15 protein-coding genes are annotated in these 18776 nt (G+C 43.1%); 6 read left to right on the plus strand and 9 right to left on the minus strand.

Translation table 11 applies throughout. The features are described 5' to 3' along the window. Positions 1–268: 268 nt before the first annotated feature. The gene (locus C8D97_RS03025; protein WP_109761862.1) at positions 269–1141 is read right to left on the minus strand and encodes a DMT family transporter; all 873 of its coding nucleotides are present in this window, start codon (positions 1139–1141) and stop codon (positions 269–271) included. 8 nt (positions 1142–1149) lie between these two features. Then, positions 1150–2814 carry a FimL-related protein gene (locus C8D97_RS03030; RefSeq protein ID WP_109761863.1) on the minus strand — a complete coding sequence of 555 codons (1665 nt, stop codon included), beginning with the start codon at positions 2812–2814 and terminating at the stop codon, positions 1150–1152. 458 nt (positions 2815–3272) lie between these two features. Here C8D97_RS03030 and C8D97_RS03035 point away from each other — a divergent pair, with 458 nt between their 5' ends. After that, positions 3273–4115 (plus strand): mechanosensitive ion channel family protein, encoded by an 843-nt coding sequence (locus C8D97_RS03035; RefSeq protein ID WP_109761864.1) that lies wholly within the window; start codon positions 3273–3275, stop codon positions 4113–4115. Between the two features lie 16 nt (positions 4116–4131). Here C8D97_RS03035 and C8D97_RS03040 read toward each other — a convergent pair whose 3' ends face one another. From C8D97_RS03040 to C8D97_RS03050, 3 genes are all read right to left on the minus strand, one after another. Beyond that, positions 4132–5913 (minus strand): GGDEF domain-containing protein, encoded by a 1782-nt coding sequence (locus tag C8D97_RS03040; protein WP_109761865.1) that lies wholly within the window; start codon positions 5911–5913, stop codon positions 4132–4134. Between the two features lie 71 nt (positions 5914–5984). Then, a complete protein-coding gene (locus C8D97_RS03045; protein ID WP_109761866.1) occupies positions 5985–6923 on the minus strand; it encodes a GGDEF domain-containing protein in 939 nt (312 codons plus the stop codon). A gap of 90 nt (positions 6924–7013) precedes the next feature. Next, positions 7014–7436: a PAS domain-containing protein gene (locus tag C8D97_RS03050; protein ID WP_109761867.1), complete on the minus strand. Its 423-nt coding sequence runs from the start codon at positions 7434–7436 to the stop codon at positions 7014–7016. Between the two features lie 281 nt (positions 7437–7717). On the opposite strand from C8D97_RS03050, the gene C8D97_RS03055 reads away from it, so the two are divergent. From C8D97_RS03055 to C8D97_RS03075, 5 genes are all read left to right on the plus strand, one after another. Then, positions 7718–10303, plus strand: a complete 2586-nt coding sequence (locus C8D97_RS03055) for an EAL domain-containing protein (RefSeq protein ID WP_109761868.1) — start codon at positions 7718–7720, stop codon at positions 10301–10303. Positions 10304–10469: 166 nt separating this feature from the next. Further along, entirely contained in the window at positions 10470–11273 is an 804-nt protein-coding gene (locus C8D97_RS03060) for a cobalamin-binding protein (protein ID WP_109761869.1), read from the plus strand. Between the two features lie 223 nt (positions 11274–11496). Continuing rightward, the gene (locus C8D97_RS03065) at positions 11497–11778 is read left to right on the plus strand and encodes a DUF1272 domain-containing protein (protein ID WP_245411384.1); all 282 of its coding nucleotides are present in this window, start codon (positions 11497–11499) and stop codon (positions 11776–11778) included. Between the two features lie 96 nt (positions 11779–11874). Next, on the plus strand, positions 11875–12360 hold the full coding sequence (locus C8D97_RS03070) for a cyclic nucleotide-binding domain-containing protein (protein ID WP_109761870.1): 486 nt from the start codon (positions 11875–11877) through the stop codon (positions 12358–12360). Beyond that, positions 12360–14972 carry an FAD-dependent oxidoreductase gene (locus C8D97_RS03075; protein ID WP_109761871.1) on the plus strand — a complete coding sequence of 871 codons (2613 nt, stop codon included), beginning with the start codon at positions 12360–12362 and terminating at the stop codon, positions 14970–14972. The genes C8D97_RS03070 and C8D97_RS03075 overlap by 1 nt, the downstream gene beginning before the upstream one ends. 60 nt (positions 14973–15032) lie before the next feature. On the opposite strand, the gene C8D97_RS03080 is transcribed toward C8D97_RS03075, so the two are convergent. The 4 genes from C8D97_RS03080 to pdxA all read right to left on the minus strand — a co-directional run bounded on the left by C8D97_RS03080 (position 15033) and on the right by pdxA (position 18774). Beyond that, positions 15033–16022: a hypothetical protein gene (locus C8D97_RS03080; protein ID WP_109761872.1), complete on the minus strand. Its 990-nt coding sequence runs from the start codon at positions 16020–16022 to the stop codon at positions 15033–15035. 20 nt (positions 16023–16042) lie between these two features. Beyond that, on the minus strand, positions 16043–16690 hold the full coding sequence (gene pyrE, locus C8D97_RS03085; protein WP_109761873.1) for an orotate phosphoribosyltransferase: 648 nt from the start codon (positions 16688–16690) through the stop codon (positions 16043–16045). A 137-nt stretch (positions 16691–16827) separates the two neighbouring features. Next, positions 16828–17637 carry a 16S rRNA (adenine(1518)-N(6)/adenine(1519)-N(6))-dimethyltransferase RsmA gene (rsmA, locus tag C8D97_RS03090; protein ID WP_109761874.1) on the minus strand — a complete coding sequence of 270 codons (810 nt, stop codon included), beginning with the start codon at positions 17635–17637 and terminating at the stop codon, positions 16828–16830. A 147-nt stretch (positions 17638–17784) separates the two neighbouring features. Then, complete coding sequence (gene pdxA / locus C8D97_RS03095; RefSeq protein WP_245411385.1) at positions 17785–18774, minus strand: 4-hydroxythreonine-4-phosphate dehydrogenase PdxA; 990 nt, start codon at positions 18772–18774, stop codon at positions 17785–17787. Positions 18775–18776 lie beyond the last annotated feature (2 nt).

Consider the following 18776-nt stretch of genomic DNA (forward strand, 5'->3'; position numbering starts at 1 on the left):
TAAGTTGAGAAATAGCGCACGAGATTCATTAATTTATTGGGTTGTTTTCATGGTGTGCCTCTTATTCATTTCATTGATGAACAATGTTGACTAAAGAACCAATGGCAAGTTCAGCGTTGAATCAAGCCCATCACGAAATTCAAAAGATATGGAGTAAGGCAGAAAGGTCAATGTTAGTTTGTGATTATCCTAGGTTATGGTCAATGCTAGGTAAAGTATGTACAAGGAATCTAATGTGATTATCGTCTTATAAGCAAACATAAAGTCATCAGTGATCCTTGGCTTTATCTAATAAAGTTTGTCGCTTAACACTGCTTATGATCACCGAGACGACAATAATCGCGCCGCCTGCTAATAACGCCATGATATTTATGTCGCTGCCCCAGATAAACAGGTTCACGAGTAACCCTGCGGGGATTAACGCATTATTCATGGTGGCCAGTTGACCAGTGTTTACCTGTTTGGTGCCGTAATTCCATAAAAAATAGCCCGCACCGGAGGCGATTAGCCCGAGCCATAATAAAACGCCTATTTCTGTGGCTGTGTCGGGCAGCTTATTAACATCGGCAAATAACAGGGCGGCAATAAGAGTGAGAATACTGGCGCCTATAAAGAAGAAAATAAAATGTTGTCGCTGCTGTTGAAAATCACCTATGGCGAGCCGCTTATAGGCGACCTGACCAAAGGCAAAGCAAAGGTTGGCCGACTGTATTAATAAAAACCCTATTAAGAAGTGCTCACTGACCGAATGATAACGAATAATTGCGGCGCCTATCACCGAAAGGATGGCAGCTAATAACCAGTGCAGGGTGAAGCGACGGTGAAATACCAGATCGTCAATCAGAGTGACGTAAATGGGTGTAAAAATGGTAAACAGCAGCACCTCGGCCACGGACAGGTACAAAAAGCTGTGATACAGAAACAGGTACATCAGACCAATTTGAATGGCACCAATCGCCATCAGTTTCAGCGCGTTTTTGCTTTGCAATGATCGAGGCTTTAAAAACGGGATAAACACAACCGTGGCCAATATCATTCGACTGAATACAGCAATGTATCCGTCAACTTCACCTGACAGATAAACACCAATCAGAGAAAAGCTGAATGCCCATAAAAAGGTAACCAGTATTAGCCAGTGCATTTGCGCGACTAGAGTTCTAAATAGGCGCGTAAACGGGCCAGGTTTTCATCGGCAAACTGATGAATTTTATTGCTTGGCGAATGATGCTGCTCCAGAGTTTGTAGATGAAACTCAATGCTGCACAAAATGTCGGCCAATAACTCGAGTGCCTGTTGTGTGGCAGGCTGTTTTAAGAAGTACTGTTCGACGGTGTCGATCAGCTCTTTTACCAGTGGCACCATGTTGTCGCTGTTGGTTTTTTTAATGTCGTCTACTGCACGGCCCAGCGAAGCTGGCATCGAATGCAGTAATTGAGGATCGTGATCTTGCTGGCTGTAATTTTCCAGTTGATTGATCACCAGTTGAATTTGCTTGCGGGCATTTTTACAGGCTTCAATTTGTTCCGGTGTTTGCGTTAATCGATTGAGATTGGTTTGATTGCCAGATCGTTCCACTTTTTGCTGGTTCAACAAGGTTTCTATTTTGGATAATACTTCGCTGGTAAATTGTCGATCTTTATCAGACAAGGGCGCCTGTTTGTTTAACGTCAGTTCCAGACGTTCGGCGGCTTCCTTAAGCGACATTTCCAAGCTCTCGTATTCCAGCACCGAAAATAAGCTGTGCATCTGTTTCAATTGATGGAACAGTTGCATCAGTTCATTTGATTTTGCAGCAAAGTCTTCGGCAATCAGATCCGTTTGAAGTTGCAGGATATCATCGAGAATAGTACCAAATAACGATTCGTAATCGCTTTCTTTTAAGCCTTTCAGCAATAAAAACTCTTGCGTCAGATTGCGCTCGGTTAGCCCGGTATTGGCAAGCTCAAAGTGTTGTCGCAATTGTTCGGTCAGTTTGTCGTCGGCATCCGACAGGCTCACCAGATAAAGCAGTTCAAAAGCCAGTTGTTCGGCTTTTTCGCGGGCTTTGTAATTGATGTTGTGATCCACCTGACCCAGCTCACGGATTTGCAGATCCAGCTTGGTCAGATGCTTAATTCGCTCGGGCGTCAACACCAGTCCACCGCTCTGGAAGGCTTCTAAGGCGCCTCGGGCAATCCACCATAGATTAGGCGCATTAGGGCTGCCGCATTGATTGTCGAGCCGCAACAGGGCGCGAGCGATCATGGACAGGCCGCCTTCGACATTGGTTTTACGGATCACCTCGATCAACCCCATTTGATACATTTGGCGCAGTCGGCGAGACGCTTTCACCACTTCGTAATCATCGAGCCGCTGTGATTTATTAATATCGTCACGAATTTTGCGGTGGTTTGCGCTAAAAAAGCTCGATTCGGCAAAGTGTGGCATCCCGGCAATGGAACGAAGTTCATTGATGGGTGTAAACAGTAGCTGAGGTAAGTCAAAGGGTTTGCTGCAGATAAAATCAATATAGCGCTCAAGTAATGACAGGCTGTAGATCACCGACTCAAGCCTTTGCTGGTCTTCATCGTTATAAGGATCGCTAAAGGTCTTTAAAACATTACAGATATCGCGTGTCAGCAGGCTGGCCGCTGGCAGCTCGATAAAAGTAAATACCCGGTTGAGTTGGTAAACACTGGCCCAGGCCGACTTTCTAGCTGAAGTAGGCTCTATATCCGAGTGGTATTTTTCCAGTGCTTCAATAGCAGTTTTAATCGACTCACGAATGTGTTCGGCGATTTGTGCAACCGAGGCAATTTGATCCTGATACGGCATAAATAAGCCAGTTCCCTATACAAATGAACAAGAAATAGTACCCAATTTTAATTAAAATTCAAACTGATACCGTTAGTCAGTAGACATTCTGGTTAAATACTCTGTGTTCAGGCTTAAGAGCACTGCTATAGCGCTCTTGAGGTTGTTCGGCTTAGTGGTTATCAAGCGACGGCATGAATGGTAGAGTAGCGCTCAATTTAATGAGGTTAATTAAGTCATACCAAGTTAAATGACAGAAGACTGAGTAATGGCCGGATCGTATATCGATTGTCGCGAAAGATTTGTGCCTCTGCCCGGCCATCATTGGATGTCCAGTTAGAAAAAGAGAATGTCCAGTTAGTAAAAGACTGATTAAGCTGTGGATTTGGCAGCGCATTCGGTTTAATGTTGAACTGTCCATTAGCCTCTGACGCTATTGGACTAAAAAGTAAACTCGCAATGGTAAAGCCGTGTATTTTTTGAATCAGTTATCGAATCTAATTGTTGAATACAAAGTTATCAGCTCATTGATCCTGATAATGATTGTATTGTTTAACCGTGAGCTGATTATAAAAGCGCTGCGAAATCGTGCCAAGCGCAAGAAAAAAGACAAACGTTCAACCATCAGTACGCTGCGCAATCTGACCAATTTTTTACTGTTTATTGTTATTTTTCTTATCTGGTCGGGTGAAATACAGAGCTTTGCCTTGTCCATTGCTGCGTTTATGGTGGCGATTGTTTTAGCAACACGGGAATACATTCAGTGTCTGTTAGGCTTTATCTATATTTCCAGTACCCGAGCTTTTGCCGTGGGAGACTGGATCCAGATAGACGGTGTGTTTGGTGAAGTGGCCAACAGAGACTGGCTAAAAGTCAACTTACTGGAAGTGGATGAACGCGGTTATGCCTATACCGGTAAGTCATTGTCAATTCCAAACAATCAGTTTGTTACCCACGCGGTTAAAAACTTAAATTATCTGCGACGTTACGCCAACCACTCATTCAGTGTGACTTTGCCACCGAAACTGAATGTGTTTTTATTCAAAGATAAAATTCTCGAAAAAGCGAATGAATACTGTGAGCCATTTAATGAAGTTGCCCATCGTTACAGTGTATTAATTGAAAAACGACTTGAGGTGACCATCAGTGGACCAGAGCCCGACTTACAGATAGCAACCAATGAATATGGTAATTTAGTGGTGTCGATCACTATATTTTGCCCAACGGAACTGGCGATAGAAATAGAGCAAAAGTTGACGAAAGATTTGATGGAATGCTGGTACACTGCAGAAAAACAGATAAGCCCTCCGGTGGCGCCTTAACTTAGCTCAAAAAACTTTAGACGTGAGCAATTTGAGTTTGATCGCGTCCCAGTTTTTTTGAGCGGTACAGTGCCTGATCGGTACGCTCCAGAATAATATTTTGCGGTTCTTCCTGAGCACTCGATACACCAATACTTACGGTGCATCTGACTGACTTGCCATTAACATGAAAAGTTGATTTTGAAAAGGCAACACGAATGCGTTCCGCAATATTAAACGCGACTTTCACATCATCGTTTTGAATAATTAGAGCAAATTCTTCGCCACCAATTCTTGCGGCCAAATCATTTTCACGAACCGTTTCATTTAGGATATCCGCTAGATTACGAATGACTTTATCGCCAGCCGGATGACCATAGGCATCATTAAATTGTTTAAAGTGATCGATATCCAATAAGACCAGACTGTAATGCAGATTTTTAGTGTGTAACTTTGCTAATTGCTCATCGAATGCCCGTCGGTTTGCCAGCCGAGTTAAACCATCGGTCATACTGATTTTTTTATAATGGCTTTCACTCACTTGTAATTGAGAACTTTGCTCTCTGAGTAGTTTGATGCGATAACCCAGTGCCAATGATAAAAGGATACTTTCCAGTGCTGCACCAATTAAAAGAGGTAATTCGACGGCTAGATTAAGAGTGACAAGACCTAGCCAGTAAAGCACCCATAAGAATCCACCAACAATGTAAACCGACCAGGCGTAGACAAAAATTTTGGCGGACAGACTGCCGTGATACCAGGCAATTATTGCCAGTGTCATGGCTATTAGGGGCGTTGGTCCGGCAATTAACAATGCAATATTCAAACTGAGGTTGCTTGGTAATACAAATGTTAGCAACGTTGCAACACCAAACAAGTACAGAAATATTCGAATATAACGGGAGAGTTTTGGTACATATTGAGGAAAGTTTATAAAGTAATATAGGAACACAGTCGCGATAAAAGCACTTAACATTGCAAAAATATTGAGAGCAGAATTGACAATGTCCCAGTTAAAGTTACCAAAAAGGCGAGCGTGACCGTGTGCAAAAAATTGGTAAATTAATGATGTAACAATTGCGCCTGAATAAAGATAATAGAGCTTGTCATTTAAAAAACTTCCGATAACAAGGTTGTATAATGCCATGACCAGTAAAATGCCGTAGCCGATGGCAAAAATTATATCGACCTGAGTATTATGGCTTTGAAAGTCAGCATTTTCTTTTACGTTCACTTGTAAATGCAGTCGATTACTGGCTTCTACCCGAAGGTAAATCGGTTGCTGTTTTAGTTCATTGAGCAGTGGAAAGCTGATAAATCGTGAGGGAGCGTATTTCGCATTGGAACCATATACTGCATCACTATTTATGGAACGCCAAATGCCATTAGGCAGTTGATAATAAAGCGTGGCATCACTGACACCACTGGAGGCAAGTTCCAGCCAAATGGGTGTGGTACGAGATTGCATAACATCCGAAAATGAAACTTTTAACCAGGCGACTTTTGGCAGCTCGCCAAACCAGAACCCATCATGGAACATATGTTCTCGTACCCATCCATTGCCAGAGGGTTGCCAGTTTTGGCTCCGACGAATCTCTGGAAAACGAGTAGCGGCAGCCACAGGAAACTGGTACGACAAAGAATAGGTGGCAGATCCATTCTCACTGATTTGATGCGAAACAGTATTTTTAACTAATGCAGAACTTATAGCTGTGCCAGATATTTGAAGCGAAGTGGAACCTGCCCCAAAACAGGGATTCAATAGTAGAACGCAAAGAGAGAGCAGCCAGGAAGATATAAATACTTTTTTGTCTGGCATTCAACAACCAACAATAAACAAAACCTGTTTCAAGTTTAGCAGTTCATGGTCAGTTTGCTGGAATTCTTTATTTATTGAGGAATATCGTTAAATTTGATGACCCGATTACGGCCTGTTTCTTTGGCGTGATAAAGGGACTTATCAGATTTCGCGATAAGGGACTCGAGATTATCGTTATGGTATTCAGTAACGCCCAGGCTAATGGTGATGCCATTTTCCACACCGGTTGCCCGCCAGGATTTACGTTCAACGCTTGAACGAATCCGCTCTGCCATGGCATAAGCTTCTTCAACTGAGACTTCTGGCAATAAGATAAAGAACTCTTCGCCACCGACCCGCCCAACGATATCCGCTTTACGAACCTGATCTTTTATCAGTTTTGATAGCTTTGTGAGTACTTTATCGCCCGTGGGGTGCCCGTAGGTATCGTTCACCTCTTTGAAGTGGTCTATATCGAGCATTATGGCGCTGAGTGTGGTTTGGTAACGTTGTGCTTTTTCGATGGCTTGAGAGGCCAGCTGATAGGTATGGTGTCGGTTAAATAGCTGGGTTAGATCGTCAATGGTGGCTTTTTCATACAACTGTTGTTCTTTACTCTTTCTCTCGGATAAATCACGTTCTATAAAAAGGTAGTGAGTGACGTGATCATCATCGCCGTATAAAGGCACCATTTTTAAATCTATCCAGTATTTTTTTCCCTGCTTATCGTAGTTAATGATTTCGGCGTCGATGGGCCAGCCATTGCTGAGCGCTTCTCTTATTTTAAAGCGGGTTTCTTCATTGGTGTCTTCACCTTGAAGCATTCGCGGGCTTTTTCCTATCACTTCGTCCCGCTCGTAACCAAAGTGTTGGATAAACGCTTCATTGACGTAAATAATGCGATTATTACCCGGGTCATCGCTATTCACCTCGGTGATCATAATGATATCGAGAGCGTTATCCACTGCCTGTTTAAATATGTTTTGCGGTAAGTCCAGTGTTTCAGGCATTTGAGATTTCATATTATTCATACGAGAACCTTTTTATACGACCACCTGCCGATTATGGAGCGGAATTGGACCCAATAATGCGTATTCCGCGCAGACGCTTTGTTAGAGAAATTACAAGTTTTCGGAAATTACCCGTTCAGTGGCAAAAAAGTGCGTCACCTGACCCGAGTCATCTTCCAGTGGAACAATATTGATATCGAGCCAAAGTGGATTACCCGATTTTGTGTAATTTAAAATGGTTGAGGTGAGGGGCTTTTTTTGCTTAAGAGATACTCGTATTTCCATTCGAGTCATTTTATCGGTTTGCTCGCCTTGCAGCATGCGCGGCGTTTTGCCAATCATTTCATCTTTGCTAAAACCAAAGGTGTCGCAAAAGGCCTGATTGACATAAACAATAGTTGAGCCGCCAACGTCTTCAAAGTTAGCTTCCATAATTAGAACAATATCGAGAGATTTTTCGATGGATTGCTTGAATAATTCGAGTGACAACTGGCTCATAATAGCAACTTCAGCACTGACAACACTAACGCTCATAATGTATAGGCAAGTGCGTTATTGTCAAGGCGCTAATATGAAACTTCGACCTGGTTCACATAAAGACTTATAGAAAGAGTTTGTGAAATATATTTTGGACAGTCAAAAAGACAAAAATATAGATGATTTTATAGCAGCAAGTTCTGTAGCACTTGTTTAGACTGATTTCTTCTCAATTTTTCCTCTATTAAACCGTTCGCTTGTAAGAGTCTGAAAAAGCTTTGTTATTCTGGCGTATTGTATTAAGTTTAAAGTAATAATTATTTGAGATATGGGGTTTTGTGCGACGAATTGTCACCCTGATTGGGATATTTATCGGCTCAATGAGCTTTGCTGCCAATGAACCAAAAGTAGTTCGGTTTGGCGGCTCGCCCATGCCTCCTCTGGTTCAGCCCAGCACCAGTGGGCAGTTGGAAGGGGTGATACCACCACTTATTGCAAAAATTGCCGAGCAACATAATTGGCAAGTGGAGTGGATCATGGACAACTGGTCGATGCAGCTCGACCGACTTCGTCAGCAAAAAATCGATGTGATGACCGGTATTGGCTATTCCGATGCGCGAGGGCGTGAATTTGATTTCTCCGAACAGAGTGTCCTGAATGTTTGGGGGCAGCTGTACACACAACCGAATATCTCCGCAAAAAACTTTCTCGATCTGGATCAGCGAAAAATCGCAGTGCTACGAAATGGTATTTCCGGTATTCGATTTGCCGAGTTATGCCGAAAGTTTGGCGTTGATTGCATTATCAAACCGATGAATTCTTACGATGATGTGTTTCGTGCCATTGACGATAAAAAAGTAGCCGCTGGCGTGGTAAACAGCCTTTATGGTTATGTCTATGAAAATCAATATAATGTGGCGCGATCGGATGTAATGTTTAATCCTTTTCCGGTGTTGTTTGCAACTAAAAAAGGACAAAATAAGGAATTGTTAAACGCCATCGATCAAACCTTATCGGAATGGAAAAAAGACAATAATTCGGTTTATTATAGTATTACCGATCAATGGGTGAATCGACAGACCAGTACCGAATTTCCTCAGTGGCTTACATACACTTTAGTCGCACTGGGTACCATATTATTAGTTACCCTGTTAATGATATTTTTACTGCGACGAGAAGTGCAACGGCGAACTCAGGAATTATCTTTGAGCGAAGCGCAATTAAAACAAATTATCAATCTGGTGCCTCATGCCATTTTTGCAACGGATGCAACCGGAAAAGTTATACTGGCTAATTTAGCCACTACCCGGGTATTCAATTTAACCACTCAAGAACTTAGGCAAAGTACCCGTGCGCAATTAATGCATCAGCAACCTTATCTGGAAGGACTGCTTGGTGATGATGAAAAAGTGATGGGGCGCCAGGTAGGAAATGTTAACCAGGAAGTGGAAGTCTGCAAAAAGTTTGGCGACTCACGGTTTTTTCAGTTGGCCAAAGTTCCCTTTGTTAGAAAGAAAAGTCATATCCCAGCAGTCGTGAGTGTAGCGGTTGATATCACCGAACAGAAACTTACTACCGAACGTATTGAGCACCTGGCAAAACACGATGAACTGACCGATTTGCCTAATCGCAGTTTATTAATGGACCGATTAGCTCAAGCCATGGCACTGTCGAAGCGACATCATCGAATTGGTGCTGTGGTGTTTGTGGATCTGGATCTGTTTAAAAATGTAAACGACACACTGGGGCACTCTGTGGGCGATGTTTTATTGCAGGTGACTGCAGCCAGAATACGTAAACATTGTCGTGAGTCTGATACCGTGGCGCGTTTTGGTGGCGACGAATACGTGGTGCTTCTTAGTGAGTTGGGTGAGACATTTGAAGAAGCAAAAACTAATGCACTACTAATCGCTCGAAAAATTCGCAAAGAGGTGATCAAAGAAACCATTATTGGTCGACATGAAATTTCTATTTCTATCAGTCAGGGTATTGTCTTTTTTCCGTATGATGCAGAAGAAGGTGATGAAGCCATTAAACGGGCCGACTTGGCGATGTATCATGCAAAAAGTATGGGGCGAAATAAAATTGTTATATTCCATCAGAGTATGGAAGAAAGCATAAAGCGAAAAGAAAAACTTAAAGTTGAATTGCGGCAGGCCATTAATCAAAAGGATTTATTTTTGGTTTATCAGCCACAGTTTGATACCCGCACCAACAGTTTTCGGGGATGTGAAGCATTGGTTCGTTGGGATCATCGGCAGGAACATATCATCTTTCCGTTGGAGTTTATTCCCATTGCAGAAGAATCCGGCAGTATTATTGATCTTGGTGAATATGTATTAAATGAAGCCTGTGAGCAGGCCATGCAATGGCGTGATCAGTTTAAGCAAGATTTTTACGTCACCATTAATTTATCAGCAAAACAAATAGCCCATAAATCTCTGATTCCATACATCGATAAAATGATAAAGCGAACTGGTATTCCAGTGGAGTTGATTGAGCTTGAAGTGACCGAAAGCATGTTGATGATGGATATGGATCGCGCTGTAGAAGTATTGAGTATTTTAAAAGCTAAAGGCATTAAAATTTCACTGGATGATTTTGGTACCGGGTATTCATCTTTGTCCTACTTGAAAAAACTGCCACTCGATAAACTGAAAATTGATAAATCCTTTGTTAATGATATTCCCGGCGATAAAGACAGTGAAGCGATAGCTAAAACCATTATTAGTATGGCCAACCAACTGGGACTTGAAGTGGTTGCCGAAGGAATAGAAAATGCTCGTCAGGTTAAGTTTTTTACCGAACATGGTTGTTATCTGTTCCAGGGGCATTATTTCTCACCACCTTGCCGTGCAAAAGAACTAATCAAACAGTTTGACAATATCATTCCTTTTGACAAAAGCAGTCTGCTGTCTTCTTAAATATGATCCTCTGAATATTATTTTCCGAATAGTAATTGTTGAGTATTTATCTTCGAATATTAATCTCCGAAAATAGATAAATGATCACCCTATTAAGTTTGCGGCTGGAAAAATCACGTTAAGTCTTGCACAATGCCTATCATTGTAAATCTACCAAAGAGTTAATATGTCGCTCAGTTATCCTCAACGCATTGTCTGTTTAACCGAAGAAACCACCGAAGCGCTTTATTTAATGGGTGAGCAAGATCGCATTGTTGGCGTTTCCGGTTATACGGTACGACCTGCCATAGCGCGTAAAGAAAAGCCGAAAGTCTCGGCGTTTACCAGTGCCAAAATCGACAAAATATTAGATCTCAAACCCGATCTGGTATTAGGTTTTTCCGATATGCAAGCCGATATCGCCGCAGAACTGGTAAGAGCCGGTGTAGAAGTGCATATATTTAATCAGCGCAGTATTCACGAAATTTTAACCATGTTACAAACGTTAGGGTCACTGATTGGAGAGCCTATAAAAGCCAACGCATTAATCGAGCAATTTGATGCGCATTTACATAAAATTAAACAGCAGGCCAGTGAACTAACTCATCGACCCAGAGTATATTTTGAAGAATGGTACGAGCCCCATATTTGTGGTATTCAGTGGGTGTCTGAACTGCTTGAGCTGGCTGGTGGCGAAGATTGCTTTGCGCACATGGCGAAAAATAGCCTGGGTAAAGATCGCATCATTGCTGACCATGCCGATATTATTAACGCACAGCCCGATATCATTATTGGTTCCTGGTGCGGTCGTAAATTTAAGGCAGAAAAAGTGAGAGAAAGAGAAGGTTGGCAAGACATTCCTGCAGTAAAAAATAATCAACTGTTTGAAATAAAGTCGGCCGATATTTTACAGCCCGGCCCTGCCTGCTTAACCGATGGTGTTAGCCAGTTGCACGATATTATCCGTCAGTGGGCAACGGATAAAAATTAGGTCTTTGTTATTATTCGCAATTAATTTTCAGTCATATCAAAAAGATTCCTAAGATTATGTTAGAAGCCATCTCAAAAATAGCGAACGAAGGTGAGACAAGGCAAATTTTGACGAGAAAGCACAGTTTACACGCAGTAAATGAGCATTTTGAGTCGAAATTTAACGCGGTATCATCAAGTGCAGCATTTTTGAGATAGCTTCTAGAAATAAGGCCTAACTGTGAATGCTGCATAAGGATCTTGCTGCCAATTCGTTAGAGGCAATGATTTGCAGTTACGAATGTACCTTTTGTATTACCTGTGTGAATGAGGTTTTAAACAATGTTTGCCCCAACTGTGGCGGCGGTTTTGTGACTCGTCCTATCAGACCAAAACAAGCCAGAAGAGATGGTGTCAGTCTTGAGCATCAACCGGCATCAATCAAACGAGTTAATACGCAGTACAGTAAGGATGAGTTAACCCGTTTTTCGGAAAAGTATAAGGACATAGCGCCCGTAGAGCGGTAAGTTTCACCAAACAGTGTGAAACTATTAAAATTTGATTATTTCTACCAATGGAATATGATTGTCTGGTCATTGCACAAAAAATGAGCGAGAAATGACATGGACACATCCAATTTCTTTGATTACTCCACTGAATCTTCAGTGACGTCTCAGGAAGGGCTTGTTTTGCTGAAAGATGCAACGGAGCAAGACTGGGACACGCTACTTTCCTTTACATCCACTCAGCGGTTTAAAGCTGGTGATTATCTTATAGTTGCTGGCGACGAAGCGGACTCTCTGTTTTTAATTGCCGAGGGGGAGCTGGAAGTTCTGATTTCCGTAGGGCGGAATAAAGCACAAAAACGGCTGACCATGATTACAGCAGGCTCGGTGATTGGTGAACAGTCATTTCTTGATGAGCAGCCTCGCTCTTTAACCTGTCGAGCGCATACCGACGGTGAGCTGTATCGACTTAACCGCTCCAATTTTATGGTGTTATCTGCAAAGCACCCGGCGTTGGCACGGAATCTTTTACTCGATCTGGGTAAAATAATATCGTTGCGATTACGACAAACAACGGAGTTTTTAGCACAGGGGAATCGTTAGTGAGTGACAAGGACGACATTGCTTTTCCAAATTATATGCAGCAAAAACGTTGGCTGCCGGTATGGTGCTGGCATCTGCTGCGTGTGGGCAGTTTTATTGCAATAGTGAGCTTTATTGCTTTGTGTTGGCATGAGCCAGAATTGGCACTGCTAATATTCTGGGGATTGCTGGTGCCTGTTTTACCGTTTGTTTTTTGGATGGTGCCCGGCATTTGGCGTAATCTCTGCCCGCTGGCTGCAACCAATCAGTTGCCCCGACTATTTCGTATAAGCCTGGAGTTAGAACTGCCAAAAGGACTAAGGCGCTACGCGACAGTGATCGGTATCGTATTATTATTTATAGCAGTACCTTTAAGAAAAATAATGTTAAACGATGACGCTTTTGCGCTCTCGGTTTTAATTCTTATGGCACTGGCATTGGCTTTATTAGGAGGAATAATATTTAAGGGAAAAAGTGGCTGGTGCGGAAGCTTTTGCCCATTATTGCCCGTGCAGCGCCTTTATGCGCAAACCCCCGCTGCATTTATTCCAAACAGTCATTGTCAGCCCTGCGTTGGTTGTACCCGTAATTGTTATGACTTTAATCCTAAAGTCGCCTACTTGGCCGATCTCTACGATAAAGATCCTGTGTATGGCGCGGATCGTAAATTCTTTGCCGGATTAATGCCCGGGCTAGTAGTTGCTTTTTTTACTATCGATTATTCGCAAGCAATGAGTTGGTGGGAGCTTTACTTACAGTTTGGTTTTTACTGTCTGGTGGGTATCGGCAGTTATCAAGTGCTGGAAACTTTTATTAAAGTATCGCCGCATAAAATTACAACCTTGTTTGCGATGATCAGCATCAATTTATTTTACTGGTTTTCGTTGCCGGTAATCTTTTCAAGCATAGAACAGCTTACTCATACGAATGTACCTGAGTGGGCATTATGGTCGGCACGAACAGCAATATTGTTGTTGGCCTTACAGTGGGTATTTCGAACATTTGAAAAAGAAAAAGTATTCTTATCACAGCTATTTGCATCGAATACGGTGAAGGTTGGTTCAAACAGCCCATTGACCCGAAAGCGTACTCAGCAAACCGATAATCCTGTGGTTGAAGTGAAACCAAGTGGTGTTCAACTGGTGGCGGAAAAGGGAACAAGTTTACTGGATTTATTAGAAAACAACGGCGAAAAAATTAATTCTGGCTGTCGAATGGGTGCTTGTGGCGCTGATCCGGTTGCGATACTTGAGGGGGAAGAAAATCTTTCAGAAAAAGGAGCCGAAGAGCAATCTACATTAGAACGGCTGGGGTATTTTAAACGTGTACGCATGGCATGCAGTGCTCAGGTGAATGGCAATGTTACCATTGATCTCGATCCTCAGGCGTCTGCCTCGCAACAAACACTGGTGCCAAAATTCAGTCTTGATAAATCGGTTAAGCATGTGGTGATTATTGGTAATGGAATCGCTGGCGTAACGGCTGCTGATTATTTACGTCGATTTCATCCAACTCTTAAAATTGATTTGATAGGCTCTGAAAAATACCCTCTCTATAATCGTATGGCGATTTCCAAATTAATTTATACCAGTAGCGGCATGCAGGGATTAATGTTGTTGCCAGAAGACTGGTATAAAGTGCGCATGATAGATAACTGGTTGAACACACGTGCCAAATCGATAGATCTAAAACAGAAGCTGGTTAAGTTAGCAACGGGTGAGCAGATTGAGTATGACAAGTTAATTTTAACGGCAGGCAGTGAAGCGAATTTACCCGACATTGATGGTTTCGGTTGTGATGGTTGTTTTTGTTTGCGCAGTGCAGACGATGCCATGAGCATTCGGGATTATGTTCAAACCAAAGATACTAGGTTCGCAGTGGTAGCCGGAGGCGGTTTATTAGGGCTCGAAGCCGCCTATGCACTGCTGAAAATTGGATTGCGTGTGACCGTGCTGGAGCGATCCGAACATCTATTAAAACGCCAGCTCGATGCAACCGCCGCAAAAATTTTACATGAGTATCTGAGTGGGCTTGGTTTGCACATTCGTTATCAGTCTGAAGTGGCCAGTGTTTCGGGTGAAAATAGAGCAACAGATATTGTATTAAAAAATGGCGAAACAGAGCGCTGTGATTTGTTACTGGTAGCTGCCGGCATTGCGCCTAATACATCTTTGGCTGAAGAAGCTGGATTAAACACGCATCGTGGTGTCATTGTTGATTCTCAATTAAAAGCGGCTGCTGATATTTATGTGGCGGGTGATCTTGCTGAAATGGACTCTGCGCCCGGAGCGATCCCCGGGTTATGGACGGTTGCTGTTGAGCAAGGAAAAATTGCGGCTTTAAATGCATTGGGTGATCACAACGAATACCAGCATCAACCTCAGCCGACCGCATTAAAAGTGGTTGGTGTTGAGTTATTATCGATGGGCGATTTTGTTGGAAAAGATACCGATCAAGTCATTGCATTGGAACAGGATGGAAAATACCGAAAACTGGTGCTGCGTGAAGGCAATGTTATTGGTGCCATATTGCTCGGTTTTCCTGACTTAAAAAATACCGTCATTAAGTGGGTACTTGATCAGGTAAATGTTTCCGATAAGTTAGAGCAATTAGAAAAAGGTGAATGGGATTAATGAGTTTAAAAGAACCACTATAGATAAATTGGCTTGTTTATAATGGTTCTGGAAAAATGCTTACCGTAACTGCTTATCAATAAAATCCTGAAAACCCTGAACCACTTTTCGAGCTTCTGAGCTGGCACAAAGTTGTTCGCCGGCATCGGTGTTATTGCAGGAGACTTCAAGAATAATTTGTGTGTCGGCTTTTGACGGTAGCTTTGAAAACGCAATACCAATTTCGGTATCGGCTTTGGGGGCAGAGGTTAAAATGATGGTGTCGGTGACCACTTCCAGTCGGCCACTGGCGGTGGTTTGTGCGTACACCTGCGCCAGTTGCCAGATGTTTTTGCAGTATTCAACTTCATTACACGACATGACCATCATATTGGCCTGATTAGACTTGTCGCGGTTGTTTTTGAACTTATGCGCCATACGTTTGGCTTGCAGTTCTTTAAAGCGAATTAAGTCGCGCTCGAAATTGGCGACTATACTCTCGCGTTCTTGTTCAATAATGGTTTCATTACGTTCACGCTCAGCAATTTGCTTTTGAGTAGACGTAATGTTGTCTTTTAATTTTTGAGGGACTGGTTTACCGAGTCGCTCATAATCGGCCGCCCGTCTTTGTAAATCTTCAAGGGAAGCTTTCAGTAACTGTTGATCGTTATTATTGAGTTCCTGTCGCTGTTCAATGCCAAGCAATGCCGAGTCGCGTGCGCGCATAATATCTTCTGCAGAGCCGAACAGTCTTAACAGCTCGGCATCGCGTCGAATTTGCCGTTGTTGCTCACGCTGTTTACGCTTTTCTTCCAGTTGACGCTGTTTTTCTTCCTGCAGTTCGCCCAGTGTTTTTGCTGGCGGCACACTTTGAACTAACTGACCTTGTTCGTTGATGACATCGTAACCTTTGTTAACGGCTTCGGGTGTCAGTTGATCAATTAAAATGACTTGCCCTTCATCATTAACAAATCGGTAATACTTTTTGGCATGCGTTAAGGGGCTGAAAAGTGTAGCGACAACTAACAGCAGGCTTAGAGTGCGCAAGGGCTTGATCATTATATTTTTCATATAGTTACTTTAGCAGAATTTTATCCGGTTACACCGTAATTCGTTCTATATTCAGCAATTTTGTCGTTAAAAACAGAGAGTTGAGCGTCTGTTTTAATAAATTCTGCCAAGTCCGTCAAATTTACAATGCCGTAAACGGGTATTTTGTAATCTCGTTCGACTTCCTGGATTGCCGATAGTTGGCCTTGGCCTTTTTCCTGACGGTCGAGCGCTACCAATACACCGGCGGGTTCGGCACCGTGTGACTGTATGATATCTATGGATTCACGAATCGCAGTTCCGGCGGTTATTACGTCATCCACAATCATTACCCTGCCTTTTAATGGTGCGCCCACAAGGCTACCACCTTCACCATGGGCTTTGGCTTCTTTGCGATTGTAACAAACCGGATAGTCTTGCTTATGATTGGCGTAGAGTGCTGAACCGGTAACTGTCGCCAAGGGTATGCCTTTGTAGGCCGGGCCAAACAACATATCAAAGTTGGCGTTTTCGTTGATCAGCGTTTCAGCGTAATACTGACCCAGAAAGTGTAGGTCACGACCCGTTGAAAATAACCCGGCGTTGAAAAAATACGGGCTGGTGCGGCCTGATTTTAAGGTGAATTCACCAAATTTCAGGGCTTGCTTATCGATGGCCAGTTTTAAAAAGTCTTGTTGAGTTGTTGGCATAGTTTTTTTGCAATGTCGTTGATTAGTGTTGCTTAGGGTCATGGATTATAGCGAGTTTACCGGTAAACGTCAGGCATTTGCCGTTTAACCGGCCACGGTTGTTTTTTAGTTGAGGTAATGAATACATTAACAGCCGTTTATGATGATCGGGTCTGTTTCTGCTGAACAAGATAATTGGTGATGCTGATAAACTGTTCCGGTGTTAGCTCTTCGGCACGGGCTTTCATGGATATATCCAGTGCTGCAAAGTCAGCTTCATTAAGAAAGCTTTTTAAACTGTTGCGCAGGGTTTTGCGGCGTAGACTAAAAGCCCCTGTGACCACTTTATTCATTAACTCGACATCGGTTGGAATAATCTCGTGCGGCTGTTTAGGTGTCAGTCGTATGATTGCTGAGTCTACCTTGGGTGGCGGATTAAATGCGCCGGGTTTTACAATAAACATCAACTCCGGCTTGGCGTAATACTGCGCCATGATGCTGAGCCTGCCATAGCTTTTGGTGCCCGGTACCGCAACAAGCCTTTGCACCACTTCTTTTTGTAGCATGAAGTGCATATCCTTTATCACTTCAATTTGCTGAAACAGGTGGAACATCAATGGGGTGGAAATATTGTAAGGCAGATTACCAATGACTCGCAGCGATTGCGGCTTATCCGCAAACTCGGTGAAATCGATATTCAGTGCGTCTGACTCGATAACGTCGAGATCACCATCGCCAAGGCAGAACATTTTTAACTTGGGGATGACTTCTCTGTCCAATTCGATAACGCGCATGGCTCCGGCTTTTTTTAATACTGGCTGGGTCAGTGCACCTGGGCCTGGGCCAATTTCTATCAGGTTATCCCCTGACTTGGGATTGATGCAGGCAACGATACGATCGATCACCGTAGGATCGTGTAAAAAATTTTGACCGAAGCGTTTTTTAGCTTTGTGATGTATGGGTTTCATAGTGTTCCCGTTAAAGAAAGACCTTTGTATAAAAGCCTTCTTTGAATAAAAGAAAGATCTTATTAAAAGTCCGTTCTTAGAATCGAATTAGCCATCGAAATATTTTTGAAATGGCTTCCAGTATTGATTCGCTTAAAGTCTCATTTGTTAATGATTGCGCTGGATCGATTGCAGCGCAAATCGAATGGCGTAATCCATGCTGCTGCCGGAAGCATTAAAATCTTTAGCAATATCAAGCGCTGTGCCGTGATCCACCGAGGTACGAATGTAGGGAAGCCCTAATGTTACATTGGCACACTCGCCGAAACTGGCGTATTTGATCACCGGTAAGCCTTGATCGTGATACATGGCCAAAAATAAATCTGTATCTGCCAGGTTGGCTTTTGAAAAAGCCGTATCGGCCGGATAAGGACCTGTGATCACGGCCTGCTTTGTTTTGTAGGCGTTAAGAGCCGGTATTATAGTCGTCAGCTCCTCAGTGCCCAGATGCCCCTGTTCACCAGCATGAGGGTTTAGACCCAGAACTTTGATATTGGGCTGTTTGATATTTAACTGCTGTAGACCATCAACAATAATATCCAGCACCTGATGCAGGGTCGCCTGATCGATTGCACCTGCAACCTTGTTCAGCGGTAAGTGAGTGGTAACCAGAGCTACGTTCATCACATCACTGGCGAGCATCATTACCACTTTGTCACATTGGCTTTGTTGGGCGAAAAATTCAGTGTGGCCGGTAAAAGGGATGTTGGCATCATTGATAATGCCCTTATGCACAGGAGCGGTAACAATGGCATCAATCTGTTTGTTATACGCTAAGTTGTGCGCCTGTTGCAGCAGATTGATAACATATTCGGCGTTCTGAGGGCTCGGCTGACCGAGCGTGGCGGGTTCTGATAATTCGCTGTGAAGTACTTGAATCTGCCCAGGTTGATGGGCCTGCAGTTGTGACAGGTCTTCAATGACAGTTATCGTGTTGCCCAGTTGCCCTTGTTGGTTAACGTCACTTATCCAGTGAGCGTCACCGAGCACCACTATGTTGGCATCGTGCGCCTGTTGTAATGCTTTCAGGGTCACTTCAATACCAACGCCCGAGGGCTCACCACTGGTTATGACGATGGTTGGGCGTTGGTTGGTCACTG

Origin of the sequence: Pleionea mediterranea, from assembly GCF_003148745.1 — a bacterium.
Classification (GTDB): domain Bacteria; phylum Pseudomonadota; class Gammaproteobacteria; order Enterobacterales; family Kangiellaceae; genus Pleionea; species Pleionea mediterranea.